This window comes from Acinetobacter terrestris (genome assembly GCF_004331155.1).
GTDB lineage: Bacteria > Pseudomonadota > Gammaproteobacteria > Pseudomonadales > Moraxellaceae > Acinetobacter > Acinetobacter terrestris.
In genome coordinates this window covers 1-13,768 of record NZ_SJNZ01000043.1, presented here as the reverse complement: position 1 = coordinate 13,768, position 13,768 = coordinate 1, and the positions used below count along the sequence as shown (strand labels likewise).

Genomic DNA, 13,768 nt, shown 5'->3' with positions numbered 1-13,768 from the left:
TCTGTCCAACATGGTGTACTTTAGCAAGTTGCTCAAAATCCTGTCGCACGACGGGTTTAATAAGCTGATGAAATACGGTATTCTGATGTGACAAAACCTGAATCCTGGTCGTTAAAGTGTTTGTTTGCACTCATATTTTAACGATTTGGACTCAGGTTTTTTATTTAAATCAAACTATGGGACAGCAGTGGCCTAAGCCCGCTTTTTTATTACATGAATTTTAGTCTTGCTCGGTATAAGGATTATCAAATCCCAACTTGGCCAAAATTTTAATTTCCAAAGCTTCCATTTCCTCAGCGTCGGCTTCGGAAGTTTCATGGTCATAGCCCATTAAGTGCAATACACCATGAACCAGCATATGGGTGAAATGCTCAATCGGGGTTTTGCTTTGATCAATCGCTTCTTGCAAAACCACAGGAATACAAATCACCAAATCACCCATCGGCCATGCATCAAGCATGGGTAAAACCTCTTCTGGAATATCACTGGGGAAAGACAAGACATTGGTCGGTTTGTCTTTTTGGCGATATTCCAGATTCAATTTATGGCTTTCATCATGATCGACACAGGCAATCCCGATTTCGCAGTCTTGATTGACATCGATATAACGAAGTGCTGTTTCAATCACTTTCTTGATATAAGCACGTTTCAGCACAAGCTCGGGAGCTTGAAAGTCTTGTTGGAGCGAGAGACTAAGTTTCAAAATGAATCCTTAAATAATCTTAGTCCTGGGCATCGGCAGCGGCATCATTTTCAGCAATCATGGCTTCCTGACGCGCTTTGCGTTCTGCACGTGCTTCAGCACTAAGACGGTGTTGTTCACTGTCCCATCCTTCATAGGCTTCGACAATTTTTTGTACCAGCTGATGACGAACCACGTCACGGGAATGGAAACGAGTGATATGAATTTCAGCAATTGGCTCAAGCACGCGTAAACAATGCGCCAGGCCAGATTGTTGACCACGCGGCAAATCGACCTGGGTAATGTCACCGGTAATCACCGCACGTGAACCAAAACCTAAACGGGTCAGGAACATTTTCATCTGTTCAGGCGTGGTGTTTTGCGCTTCATCTAAAATCACGAAAGAATGATTGAGGGTACGACCACGCATATAGGCGAGGGGCGCAACTTCAATCACCTGACGTTCAATCAGTTTGGCGACTTTTTCAAAGCCGAGCATTTCATACAAGGCGTCGTAAAGCGGGCGCAAATACGGATCAATTTTCTGGCTTAAATCACCCGGCAGGAAACCCAGTTTTTCACCGGCTTCAACCGCAGGACGAACCAGCAGAATACGCTGGATTTCATTGCGTTCTAGCATATCGACTGCGGCTGCCACAGCAAGATACGTTTTACCAGTACCTGCAGGACCAATACCAAATGAAATGTCGCTTTGCAAAATACGCTGTACATAGCGTTTTTGATTCGCGCCACGCGGGTTAATCCGGCCTTTACGGGTCTGTAACCAGACATCATCCAGACCTGTATGTTCCTGATCTGGATCAATCTGTAACTCACGATCCGTCTGACTGCCCTGAATCATCAGATGCAAGGTGTCAGCACTAATTTGCTGGGAAATTTCAGTTTCTTCATACAGACGCATCAAGAGGCTTTCGGCCCTCTCTACTGCATCGATATCCCCATCGATGTAAAAGGCATCACCTCGATGGGAAATTTTGACATCTAAACGTTGTTCGATTTGTTTCAAGTGACCGTTATAAGCACCGAGCATGCCTTTTAAACGCTCCATCGAAACACCAGGAAAATTTACTGTACGTCGAATCGCTGCAGTCAAGAGAATTCCTTATAAAATGGTCTAACTGATCACCTTACATTACGCCACGTCAGGCTCAAGATTCAAGAGCTCACCGTAAACAAAATTTAAAGTTTTAATTTCAGTAATCTCAATTTCTGCAAAACGCCCAACCCAAGCGGGATCGCCAATGAAGGACACGTAACGGGTGTTATCGGCCGTACCCACCAACAGGTTTGGATCCTTGTCAGAAACGTTTTCAATCAGGACGCGTTGAATTGTTCCGAGCATGGCATCTGTTTTATCAATGCTTGAGCGCTTGATCCATTTTTGCACTTTGCCAAGACGTTCTTTTTTCACATCTTCCGGGGTGCTGTCTGGTAATTCAGATGCTGGCGTACCTGGACGTTTTGAATAGATGAAACTATATGAATGGTCAAAATCCAGATCTTGAATGAATTGATAAGTCTCTTCGAAGTGTTCATCGGTTTCACCGGGGAAACCAATAATAAAGTCACTTGATAAATGCATATCAGGGCGGACTGCACGTAACTTTTTAATCTTCTCGATATACACGTCGATGGTGTGGTTGCGCTTCATGGCTTTCAATACATCGTTTGAACCACTTTGTACTGGCAAATGCAGATGTGAAACCATTTGTGGCAAGTCACGATAACATTGAATCAGGTTATCATTAAATTCAAGCGGATGTGAAGTGGTATAACGCAAACGACCAATGCCCGGAATTTCAGCGACTAAACGCAGTAAATCTGCAAAGGTACAGATATTGCCTTCGAAAGTTTCACCACGGTAGCCATTTACGTTCTGGCCGAGAAGTGAAATTTCACGTACGCCTTTTTCAGCCAAACCTGCAATTTCAGCCAGCACGTCATCAAGTGGACGAGAAACTTCCTCACCACGGGTATAAGGCACCACGCAGAAAGAACAGTATTTTGAACAGCCTTCCATAATCGAAACAAAAGCTTTGTGACCTTCAACACGCGGTTCAGGTAAAAAGTCGAATTTTTCGATGTCGGGGAAAGAAATATCCACCAGCTTGATTTTATCTTTTTTGGGTTTCTCAATTTGGTCGCTATGCTGATCCAGCATTTGCGGCAAACGGTGCAAGGTTTGTGGACCGAATACCATGTCGACATAAGGTGCACGTTTTTGAATGTTGTCACCTTCCTGCGAAGCTACACAACCACCCACGCCAATCACCAGATCCGGATTTTTTTCTTTCAGTTTGCGCCAGCGACCCAGTTCAGAGAAGACTTTTTCTTGAGCCTTTTCACGAATCGAACAGGTATTCATCAGCAGAATATCGGCTTCTTTCGGATCGGTCGTTAACACATAACCGTGTGAGTCGCCTAAAAGGTCTGCCATACGATGACTGTCATACTCATTCATCTGACACCCTTGCGTTTCGATATACAGTTTTTTCACTGAAGCATCGTCGGCTGGGGTGTGCTGTGGCTGGGTAACAGTGTTTTCTGAAGCAGCTTGGGCACTATTTGGAATGAAGGTTTGAACCGTCATGTAGGCTCCTAAAGGATAAATCGAAGAAACCACAATTTAAGATTTCCCGTGCTTTGGGTCGGGCCAGCAGTTTTTCTTTTTCCATTTCAATTGTTAATTGAAACTTATTCAAGAAGATCATGCGGGCTTAATCTTTTAAAAACTGTGATTTGAATAGAAGAAAGGCGCATATTTTAGCAGGAATCGGGGAGAAACTTGTAGATATAAATAAACTGACAAGAAGATTGATTTATGGAGTAAAAATGATTGAAAATTAATATTGTCTAATCATAAGGTTACATAACAGAACAGTAGAGTAGTTTAATAATAATTAAACTACTTAAAAATGATTAGGTGCGACCAAGGCAATACTAAATGACGGAAGGTAAGCATATGTTTAATCGGGTAATCAATAAAAAATATTATAAAATGCTTGCTTTAGGTTTGGCATCAACAGGTTTCGTTTCTATTACGCATGCGGCAGATGAGCAATTCAATGCTGCCTTACAAGCGGCGAATGCTGGAAATATTGGATTATTACAGCAATACCAGGCCTCAATGCAAAATGATGTACTCGGCTATTACCCTGAATATTGGTCACTGAACGCGAATTTATCTGCACAACCTTCCACTAATATTGTTAATTTCGCACAGCGCTATCCGCAATCTGCCATGGCTGAAAAATTGGCTGCGGATTATGTCGAAGAAAAAGTAAAACAAGCCGATTTTGCAACCGCGCAACCGGTTTTGCAGTATGTCACCAATGCCGATCAGGCCGAAAGCTGTGCAGTGGCACAGGTTCGCGCTAAATCAGGCGATCCGCTGGTCTTTGCCGAGTATAAGGATGTTTGGCTGACCACCAATTCACAACCTGAATCCTGTACCGGTTTAGGACGCATGATGCTTTCCAGCCCACTCATGACCGAGCAGGATAGACAGCAACGTCTATGGGGACAGCTGCGCGCCGGTCAATCCGGTCAGGCTTTGGCTACAGCACAGACCTTGGGCATGAGTTTGTCGCTCGCGCAGCTCAATCAAATTCAAGCCAATCCTCTAAATTACTTATGGTCTGCGCCTAAGGCATCAACTGTTGATCATGCCTATTTGGTTTTTGCAATGGGGCGTTTAGCAGATAGTGACTTAAATTCCGCCATGTCTGCAGTAAAACGCGCCGCTGAAGGCACACCGCTGCAAGTGCAAAAAGCGTTATATCGGGCTGTGGGCTATATTGGTGGTACCACGGTAATGAAAAATAACTTTAACCGTGAAGTGCTGAATTATTTAAATGCCAGTTATGGACTGCCATTCAGCTCAGAAGAAGCAGAAATTTATGCGCGCCAGGCCATTCGTTTCAGTAGCTGGGAAAGTTTGATTCGTGCCATTGATGCCATGAGCGTGACGCAAAAACAGGAAGACCGTTGGCAATATTGGCTGGCACGCGCATCAGAACAGCGCGGCGATGCCAGCTCTAAACGTACTGCACAGGAAATCTTTAAAAAATTGGCGCAAGGGGATGATTACCATAATTTATTGGCCAAAGATAAACTGGGGCAGAGCTACAACAATATTCCAAATAATGTTCAGCCCACCAATAGTGATGTACAGCGCTTAAGTCAGGATATTCATTTTAGCCGTGCTTTTGCCTTACGCCGTGTCAATGCACCGGATAATTATATTAATCGCGAATGGAACTGGGCGGTGCGTCAGGCCTACTTAAAGCATGATGATGGTTTGCTGCTTGCTGCAGCGAAACGTGCCACAGATATGGGCTGGTATGACCGGGCAATCTATGCGGCCGATCGTACTGAAAACAAGCATAATTATTCATACCGTTATGCCATGCCGCACCAGAATTATGTGGTGAGCCATAGTCGCAATGCCGGGATCGATCCTGCTTGGGCCTATGGACTAATGCGTCAAGAAAGCCGTTTTAATACTGGTGCACGTTCACATGTGGGTGCAGGCGGTTTAATGCAGATTATGCCGGATACCGCAAAACTGGTGGCACGTCAGATGGGTGAAACCTATAACCCGGCCGCACTGTCTGATATGAATACCAATATTCGTTATGGCACTTTCTATTTATCCATGATTCAAAGCCAGTTGAGCAGTAGCCCCGTTCTGGCCACAGCAGGTTATAACGCAGGTCCAAACCGGGCGCGTCGCTGGCAACCCGACTCTCAATCTATTGCTGCGGATCAATATACCGAAAGCATTCCATTGACTGAAACCCGTGATTATGTGAAACATGTCATGACCAACGCAACGCATTACGGGGTATTGCTTGGTCAAGGTGCGCAATCCATTGAAAAAAGAATGAATGTCATTCCATTGAGAATAAATCCTTAAATTTTAATTTTTGTTGATGGGGTTTGAGTTATTAATGATTGTTTTTGACTACACACCAGTTTTAACCCGATTAGCACTGTTCGTCGTGAGCGGTGCAGGGCTGGGGCTGTGTTCATCTCATGTTTTTGCAGCGCCAGTACAAGGTTATGTGATGGTGGTACAAATGACGCCTGCGGTGTGTATGCTGGATAATCAAAAATCAAAAAAACGAAAATGTTTAGAGGGCTATGCACTTAATATTTCAGGGTTATTGCCTGAAACGGCCGAATCGGAGTGCAGAACGGCAGCTTCGGCAGTCTTATCACCCTTACAAACTAAGGTCGTGGCGCGCGTCATGCCGGATGAAAATGCGCGAATTCAACTCTGGCATGCAATTGGCGGTTGTGTACCCATGAATGCAAGTCAATATTTTCGTACTGTCATTAATTATGCAGAACGTCTAAAAGTGCCGACTGAATTGACCAGCCCTGAAAACCGGACTATGCATCTGACCAATCTTCGCTTGCAGTTCTTGCGTTTAAATCCGGCGATGCCTGCAGGTGCGATTAAGTTTAATTGCACGGCTGTGAAGGGAACGCCTATTCTGACAGAAGTCAAACTTTGCTATAAACCGAATGGGCAGTACAAACAGTGTTCAACAGCAGTTGAAACCAATTGTCCAAATTCATTTACCATAAAAGGTTCTTACTAAGCTTTTTGGCATATTTTATTTATATTTCCTATCAGACTTTTGTTGAAGTTCTATCTCTTTTGCATGCATCGGGCCAATGATTGGAGTACAATCTTTGGCGTTTATGATTATTAGATTAAATGGACTAACTATTTAATCGCATTGACTATCCTCAATTGGAGATAATTAGATGAAGCAAGCCGTTCGTGTTGCCGTTACTGGTGCTGCAGGTCAAATTGGTTATAGCTTACTATTCCGTATCGCAAGCGGCGAGATGCTAGGTAAAGATCAACCGGTTATTTTACAATTGTTAGAAGTTCCTTTTGAGAAAGCTCAACAAGCGCTTAAAGGCGTGATGATGGAACTTCAAGACTGCGCATTTCCTCTTTTAGAAGACATGATTGGTACTGATGATCCAAAAGTAGCATTCAAAGATGCTGATTACGCGTTATTGGTTGGTTCACGTCCACGTGGTCCTGGTATGGAACGTGCTGACTTGTTGAAAGTGAACGGTGAAATCTTCATCGGTCAAGGTCAAGCATTAAACGAAGTTGCTAGCCGTGACGTTAAAGTACTTGTTGTAGGTAACCCTGCAAACACGAATGCTTACATCGCAATGAACTCTGCTCCAGATCTTCCTGCGAAAAACTTCACTGCAATGTTACGTCTTGACCACAACCGTGCGGCATCTCAAATTGCTGCTAAAACGGGTAAAGCGGTTAAAGACATCAAAAATCTTACAGTTTGGGGTAACCACTCTCCAACAATGTATGCTGACTACCGTTTTGCAACAATCAACGGTGAAAGCGTTAAAGACATGATCAACGACCAAGAATGGAATGCTAACGTATTCCTTCCTACTGTTGGTAAACGTGGTGCTGCGATCATCGAAGCACGTGGTTTGTCTTCTGCTGCTTCTGCTGCAAATGCTGCAATCGACCATATGCGCGATTGGGCTCTTGGCACAAATGGCGAATGGGTAACGATGGGTATTCCTTCTGACGGTTCTTATGGTATTCCAGAAGGCGTAATGTTCGGTTTCCCTGTAACCACTGAAAACGGTGAATACAAAATCGTTCAAGGTCTTGAAATCGACGAATTCAGCCGTGAACGTATCAACGTTACGTTGAATGAACTTGAAGAAGAGCGCGCAGCAATTGCTGACATGCTTAAATAATTTGATCTGAAAAGATTAAGTTGAAAAGGCACTCCATTTGGGGTGCTTTTTTTATGCCTGTCACTTTAATTGAACAAAAAATAACATGCTGTGAAGGAGAGACAACTGAGTTTTGATTATGAGCCATCTAAGGTAGAAACAAGATTAAATTATAGATAAAAAGATGGAGGTTAGTCCGATGTTAGAGCAACGCCCCACTTTCGAACTTTTCTTTGAACAATTGGGTCTGGATTCAAGCCCGGAAGCCATTGATGAGTTTATTCGCACCCATCAAATTGGTATGGATGTGCCTCTACATAAAGCACCGTTCTGGAGCAAATCACAGCATGACTTTCTGATCGGTCATTGGAAGGAAGATGATGACTGGGCCATTTTTGTCGATGTGCTAAATGAACAATTGCACATTGAAGCAGAGGGTTCGGGTTCTTGCGATATGCCGCCTGCTCATAAATCAACTTAAAAATTTTGATCTCAACACACTCATAATTTAACGCTACGATGGAGTTTACTTATGCTTATGGAACAACAGTTAACTTTAGAACTATTATTTGAACAATTGGGTTTGCCTGCAGATGAAGCTGCGATTGAACAGTTTGTTAAAGCTCACCAGTTACCGGCTGAAGTGATTTTGCCAGATGCAGATTTTTGGAGTGAAGGCCAAAGTGCCTTTTTACGTGAGCACTGGCATCAAGATGATGAGTGGATTGTGGTTATTGACAAGCTGAATCAGCTGTTGCATGTGGAAAGCGACAAGCTTGCTGCACAATAAGTTTTAAACAGATTAGGCTCTTCAACCGGGTCTAATTTTTTGCTACAAAAAAATACAACAAGCACGAGGTGAAAGCTGGGATTTGTGCGGCTATTCTTATAACTTGATAGCTTAATAATGATAAAAGTTATCGAGGAGAACAGCATGTTTGATCAGCAACCCACATTGGAACTCTTGTTTGAACAATTGGGTCTCGACCCAAGCCAGGAAGCAATCGATCAGTTTATAGAAACCCATCAATTGACCATGGATATTCCTTTGCATCACGCTCCATTCTGGACACATGCACAACATGATTTCCTGATCAGTCACTGGAAAAAAGACGATGAATGGGCAATGGTAGTAGATATCTTAAATGAGCAATTGCATACGCAACATCGAGTTTCAGCATCGTTTAATTCGTAAACACAAATTGAAACAACAAACCTAGTTTTATTGCTAGGTTTTTTTATCAATATCTTATAAGTTAATTGAATAATAAATGACAATTTTACGAATAAGGAGTTTGCAATGATGAGTAATAAACCGTCCTTAGAATTATTGTTTTCGCAATTGGGATTGGCCAATAGCCCTGCAGCCATTGAGCTCTTTATACGTACCCATCAACTACCCGCAAATCAAAATTTACATGATGCGCCTTTTTGGAATAAGTCTCAGCGTGAATTTCTGATCCGTTATCTGGTTGAAGATGCCGATGAATGGGTGATCTGGATTGATGAGCTTAATCAGCAATTGCATATGAACGCCAATAAATCAAAAATGGCTTACAGTTAGAATAAATATTCTTAAAAAATACGGGGATATAAAAAACTCTCCATTTCGGAGAGTTTTTTATTTTCTGCAATTAGTGCATTTTGCTTTGTAGCAGTTTCATAAACCAGAGTTCTTCACGTACAGGTCTAAACGCAGGATGTTTCTGTAACAGTTCTAAATCGAAGTCAGCGGACTTGCTGTATTTAGTCAACCAGTGTCGAGTTAAGGCGACTTGATTTTTAGACACAGAGGCATAGGCAAGGAAAAAATAGATGTCGCTGTGTTCATGTTGAGAAAGCGGTTTTAAAATCTGTTGGGTAATTAAAGCAAAACGCTGTTCCTTGGTAATTTCGAAATACAGCATATAGGCCTTGGCCAGATGTAAAGACAGATTCAAATACAAACGCATTGGCATTTCTTCATATTCAATCCGGGCCTGCTCTAACAGGACCACGGCTTCTTGCAGAAAATGAATCTGTTCTTGACGTGAATGGCTAATCACCACCAGTTGTAAGCGCAAGTCAGCACGTTCTAAAGCGAGATCAGGCGTATTGTTTTCCAAATACAATTGATCCGTCTCACCGATACGCTCGATAATTTTTTTTGTATTTTCCAACATTAGCCAATACCTCATTGATGAATAATCAGTATATAGGGGCAAAACCCGGGATTTAAAGTTAAATGCAGCTTGCTGATCTTATAATAAACAATTAGAACAAGACATTAGCACTACGTAACCATGCTGTAATTGATAAACGTTGATGCTTGGCTTTAATCACTTCATGTAATAAATCGCTTTGGAACATTGCGATACGATTTGGTTTAGGCTGAATGGTATGCCATTGCCCGTTTTTGTCCTGTAAATGCAGTTCTCCACCCCAGTCATCTTGCCAATCTTCATGTAAATAATAAACCGTAGAAATAATACGGCCATTTTTCCCCTGTGGATTGTCACGATGCAAAGCGTAATATTCTCCCGCGTTATAGCAGGCAAAATGTGCTTCGACTTCTTTTATGCCTAAATAAAAATTACGGTTTAATAATTCAGAAATTTCTTTAAGGGTTTCAATGTGATGTTTTGCAATTTCAAATTCGTCACTAATCCATAAAATATGGTCACTGCGAATGTTATTGACCACGCCGCTTTGAATGGCTGCATCGCGAAAACGGTTTGAATTAGAAGTACATTCTTCAACTAAAGCATGTACATAGTCTTGAGGGTAGGCATTGTCAATAAGAGTAAAACCATGTTGATCTAAATCTTCAACAATTTGATCAACATTCCATGACTTTGGGAGGTGAATTGCATCCATACACATATACTCAAATACAATCTGGAGAAAGGTGGCGTATTCTAGAGCAAGATATCCTTCGGAATGAAACATTTTTTCATGCTAAAATGTCCGTTGATTATAGGAATTAAAGAAACATGAATTACCGTCACCATTTCCATGCAGGCAACTTTGCCGATGTTATGAAGCATGTGTTATTGCTTCAACTTTTAGCACGTTTAAATGCCAAAGATAAACCATATCGCTATATCGATACGCATGGTGGTGCAGGTAAATACGATTTATCTACCTCTGCTGCACAAAAATCAGGTGAGTTTTTAAACGGTATTCATCGTTTGGTAAAACTTGATGATTCAATTATTCGCAATGCCCCAGAAGGCGTGAAGCAATATCTTAAAGTGGTTGAAGATATGCGTGCCGCTTCAGGCAAAGGTGCATATCCAGGTTCACCTTGGTTTGCATTAGAAGGGATGCGCGATATTGATAAAGCGACCATCTTTGAAATGCAAAAAGAAGTTTTTCAAGAATTATATTTCAATATTCGTGACCGCCGTGCAGGTCTGCATGAACGTGATGCCTATGAAGGTTTGTTAGGGGTTATTCCACCGAAAGAAAAACGCGGTTTGGTGATGATTGATCCTCCTTACGAATTAGAACGTAAAGATTTCCCTCAATTGGTAGAATTGTTGGCGACTGCGCACAAAAAATGGCCGACAGGTTGTTTTGCCGTTTGGTATCCAATTAAAGACCGCGCCATGATTGATCGTTTTGAAAAGAAAATGATGAAAACCGGTATTCGCCGTCAATTGGTGTGTGAAATTTGTGTATGGCCAGATGACACCCCGGTGGGTTTAAATGGTTGTGGTTTGCTCGTGATTAATCCACCTTGGAAATTCTCGCAGGATGCAGATGAAGCACTACAGTGGTTATTCCCGCATTTACGTATGAGTGAAAATGGCGGACATGCCGCTGTGCGCTGGTTGGTTGGTGAATAAGTTATACCTTTAAGAGAGATACGGCTACAGTTAGGAACGACAAGAATGACAAGTATAAATAAACCTGAAAGTGAATCTTCTACCCGTGATGAGCATGGTTTCGATGGCATCACTTTTGAAGTAGAAGAAGAAGAGCAGACCCATGAGGGACAAAAGGTGAAACGTCGTGGCATCTACCTGTGGCCGAATCTGATCACGACAGCAGCTTTGCTGTCGGGGTTTTACTCTATTATTGCCAGCATGAATGGTGATTTTACCCAGGCAATTTACGCTATTTTTCTTGCAGCGTTGTTAGATGGTCTAGATGGTCGGGTTGCTCGTGCGATTGGCGCACAAAGTGCTTTTGGCGAACAATATGACTCTTTATCTGACTTGTTGGCGTTTGGTGTAGCACCGGCAATTCTAATGTATAGCTGGAGCTTGCATGATTTAGGTCGTATCGGTCTGGCATGTTGTTTTGTCTATACTGCCTGTGCAGCATTCCGTTTAGCCCGTTTCAATGTACAAATTGGTGTGGTCGATAAACGCTACTTTATTGGTGTGGCAAGTCCGTTGGCTGCCATTTTGATCATTACCCTGGTTTGGGTAGGACGTGACTTTCCTACAATTTTTGATTTGCGTGAAGTCGGTATTCAAATCATCAATGCCGTGCTCATTGTCGCGGTAGGTCTGTTGATGATCTCGAATATTAAATATTATTCATTTAAAACATTTGATCGTAAACGCGTGCCTTTTGCGGTGTTGCCGATTGCCGTATTCATCTTTGCCGCGATTACTTATAATATTCCAGTAGGTATTTTAGTGATTTCTATTATCTACGCACTTTCTGGTTTCGTAACCACATTTATGGCCCGAAAAAACACCTCTATATAAAAATGAGACCTCTATAGCGAAAATAAAAAGGAGCAGGATATGCAGTTGTTTCAAGATTTATTTGACCAGTCTAAACAACTCAATCAGGCTCCATCTCAGGCGCAGTTGGCTTATCATGCGCAAAAAGGGCGCTATAAAATTATTCATCAAGGCTTGATGATTCCGAATTTGCCTGCACCCTTACATTATTTAAATTTTCTGAGCGTGATTGGCCAGCCCAATGCGCCCATGCTCCGTAATGAAAGTGCCATTCATTCTACTGCTTTAGATACAGCGACTATTATTGCCAGCGTCAGCCCACATATGAGAGGACAATTAAATTCCTACTCTGTTGAAAAAGAATGTCAGTTTAAAAAAGAATATTTCAAATTTGCCGATCGGGAACTGATTTCAGGACATTTCCCGCATTTTCGGATTCAGCGTGAAGATAAAGAACTGAGTTTTGATTTATTGGTAACCACCAGCAATATCATTTCTTATTTCACAAAATTACGCATGGGCTTGGCAGATCATTGGTCTGCATTGTGTCAATGTGAAGGTCAGATTATTTATAAAGATCAGCAATTCGAAATTCAGCAAATGGGCTGTTTCGAATATGCACGCGCCGTTAATTTTTCCTATTTGCCCTTAGCATTTTTTACTTATCAAATTATCAATCTGGAAAATAATCGTCAGCTTTTGTTAGCGCAAATTCGTGACCCTTTTAATAGCATTGTTCAGTCACGTTTGTATTTACGCGATGCCAAGACAGGCGTGGCACAAATGTTTGACGATAATGTCCGTTTTAAAGTTCATCGGGTTTATCCGAAAGTTAAAACCCCGAATGGACAATACATGTATTTGCCGCGTGAGTTTGAATGGGGCTATGAAGGAAAAGATGGCACCTGTATTTCGGTTCAAGCCCAGAGTCGTGGAGATTTTAAATTTGGTTTGGCTGCAGGCTATGTGGGTAGCTTTAAATATCAAATCCAAATCAATCATCATGACGAAATAGGTGAAAGTGGCTACTGTGAATATATCGATTGCCGTTCATTAAACTGGCAGGAAAAAGATAAAGAAGAAAAAATGCGGGACAAATTAGTTAATACAGTACCTTTTGCGTGCAAAAAATAAGAAAAGTGCTGCATTTTGCAGAATAAATAAACAGTCGAAAGATTATTGGTAAAATAATGCGGAAAAGGGGTTGCAGCTGCCCTGAAATACTGTAGAATGCACATCCATCGGCGGTGATGTTGATTAAAACTTGTTGAGAAACAAGGATTTAGCCTGAAGGGTAAAATCTGGAAGTCTTGAAGAGGTTTGGAAATAATCAACAAAACCTGTTGACTATTCTTGTAAAGAGAGTAGTATAGCCGACCTAGCTTGCTGGTGACGAATCAGCAAGAAGATCATTAAGAGATTATGAAGAACAACTTGTGTGGATTTTTACTGGTTGATCGATCGAAATTATTTTCATTGATTGATGGTAGAAATGACTCGAAGTTTATTTGAGAAATATTTGTCAGAAAATTGATGAGCCAAGATTGGTGCCCTTTAAGGCACTAAGCAATATTAAACTGAAGAGTTTGATCATGGCTCAGATTGAACGCTGGCGGCAGGCTTAACACATGCAAGTCGA

16 protein-coding genes and 1 rRNA gene are annotated in these 13,768 nt (G+C 41.9%); 11 read left to right on the top strand and 6 right to left on the bottom strand.

Annotation, left to right across the window (positions count from 1 at the left end):
- The 4 genes from E0H81_RS16440 to miaB form a co-directional block, all read right to left on the bottom strand.
- Positions 1-94, bottom strand: a 94-nt coding sequence (locus E0H81_RS16440; RefSeq protein WP_214613818.1) for a DUF4372 domain-containing protein, incomplete at its 3' end; no start/stop codon positions are given.
- Between the two features lie 126 nt (positions 95-220).
- Complete coding sequence (gene ybeY, locus E0H81_RS15480; protein ID WP_131320187.1) at positions 221-703, bottom strand: rRNA maturation RNase YbeY; 483 nt, start codon at positions 701-703, stop codon at positions 221-223.
- A 19-nt stretch (positions 704-722) separates the two neighbouring features.
- A complete protein-coding gene (locus tag E0H81_RS15475) occupies positions 723-1,796 on the bottom strand; it encodes a PhoH family protein (protein ID WP_131320185.1) in 1,074 nt (357 codons plus the stop codon).
- A gap of 39 nt (positions 1,797-1,835) precedes the next feature.
- Positions 1,836-3,293 carry a tRNA (N6-isopentenyl adenosine(37)-C2)-methylthiotransferase MiaB gene (gene miaB, locus E0H81_RS15470; protein ID WP_131320183.1) on the bottom strand — a complete coding sequence of 486 codons (1,458 nt, stop codon included), beginning with the start codon at positions 3,291-3,293 and terminating at the stop codon, positions 1,836-1,838.
- A gap of 408 nt (positions 3,294-3,701) precedes the next feature.
- Between miaB and E0H81_RS15465 the strand changes: the two genes are divergently transcribed.
- The 7 genes from E0H81_RS15465 (at position 3,702) to E0H81_RS15435 (ending at position 9,011) form a co-directional block, all read left to right on the top strand.
- Positions 3,702-5,621 (top strand): lytic transglycosylase domain-containing protein, encoded by a 1,920-nt coding sequence (locus E0H81_RS15465; RefSeq protein ID WP_165492642.1) that lies wholly within the window; start codon positions 3,702-3,704, stop codon positions 5,619-5,621.
- 34 nt (positions 5,622-5,655) lie between these two features.
- The gene (locus E0H81_RS15460; RefSeq protein ID WP_131320179.1) at positions 5,656-6,312 is read left to right on the top strand and encodes a ribonuclease T2 family protein; all 657 of its coding nucleotides are present in this window, start codon (positions 5,656-5,658) and stop codon (positions 6,310-6,312) included.
- A gap of 169 nt (positions 6,313-6,481) precedes the next feature.
- A complete protein-coding gene (locus E0H81_RS15455) occupies positions 6,482-7,468 on the top strand; it encodes a malate dehydrogenase (RefSeq protein ID WP_131320177.1) in 987 nt (328 codons plus the stop codon).
- 178 nt (positions 7,469-7,646) lie between these two features.
- Positions 7,647-7,928 (top strand): DUF2789 family protein, encoded by a 282-nt coding sequence (locus E0H81_RS15450; protein WP_131320175.1) that lies wholly within the window; start codon positions 7,647-7,649, stop codon positions 7,926-7,928.
- A 51-nt stretch (positions 7,929-7,979) separates the two neighbouring features.
- Complete coding sequence (locus E0H81_RS15445; protein ID WP_131268986.1) at positions 7,980-8,237, top strand: DUF2789 family protein; 258 nt, start codon at positions 7,980-7,982, stop codon at positions 8,235-8,237.
- A 144-nt stretch (positions 8,238-8,381) separates the two neighbouring features.
- Positions 8,382-8,642, top strand: coding sequence for a DUF2789 family protein (locus E0H81_RS15440; protein WP_131320172.1), 261 nt, complete (start codon positions 8,382-8,384; stop codon positions 8,640-8,642).
- Positions 8,643-8,750: 108 nt separating this feature from the next.
- Positions 8,751-9,011 carry a DUF2789 family protein gene (locus E0H81_RS15435; protein ID WP_131320191.1) on the top strand — a complete coding sequence of 87 codons (261 nt, stop codon included), beginning with the start codon at positions 8,751-8,753 and terminating at the stop codon, positions 9,009-9,011.
- Between the two features lie 70 nt (positions 9,012-9,081).
- Here E0H81_RS15435 and E0H81_RS15430 read toward each other — a convergent pair whose 3' ends face one another.
- Positions 9,082-9,609: a hypothetical protein gene (locus E0H81_RS15430; protein WP_131320170.1), complete on the bottom strand. Its 528-nt coding sequence runs from the start codon at positions 9,607-9,609 to the stop codon at positions 9,082-9,084.
- A gap of 91 nt (positions 9,610-9,700) precedes the next feature.
- The gene (locus E0H81_RS15425; RefSeq protein WP_131320189.1) at positions 9,701-10,303 is read right to left on the bottom strand and encodes a 2OG-Fe(II) oxygenase; all 603 of its coding nucleotides are present in this window, start codon (positions 10,301-10,303) and stop codon (positions 9,701-9,703) included.
- A 116-nt stretch (positions 10,304-10,419) separates the two neighbouring features.
- Between E0H81_RS15425 and E0H81_RS15420 the strand changes: the two genes are divergently transcribed.
- From E0H81_RS15420 to E0H81_RS16030, 4 genes are all read left to right on the top strand, one after another.
- Complete coding sequence (locus E0H81_RS15420) at positions 10,420-11,277, top strand: 23S rRNA (adenine(2030)-N(6))-methyltransferase RlmJ (RefSeq protein WP_131320169.1); 858 nt, start codon at positions 10,420-10,422, stop codon at positions 11,275-11,277.
- A 45-nt stretch (positions 11,278-11,322) separates the two neighbouring features.
- Positions 11,323-12,150, top strand: coding sequence for a CDP-diacylglycerol--serine O-phosphatidyltransferase (gene pssA, locus E0H81_RS15415; protein ID WP_131320167.1), 828 nt, complete (start codon positions 11,323-11,325; stop codon positions 12,148-12,150).
- Positions 12,151-12,189: 39 nt separating this feature from the next.
- Positions 12,190-13,263: a DUF6670 family protein gene (locus tag E0H81_RS15410; protein WP_131320165.1), complete on the top strand. Its 1,074-nt coding sequence runs from the start codon at positions 12,190-12,192 to the stop codon at positions 13,261-13,263.
- A 440-nt stretch (positions 13,264-13,703) separates the two neighbouring features.
- A 16S ribosomal RNA gene (locus tag E0H81_RS16030) occupies positions 13,704-13,768 on the top strand; the annotation flags it as partial.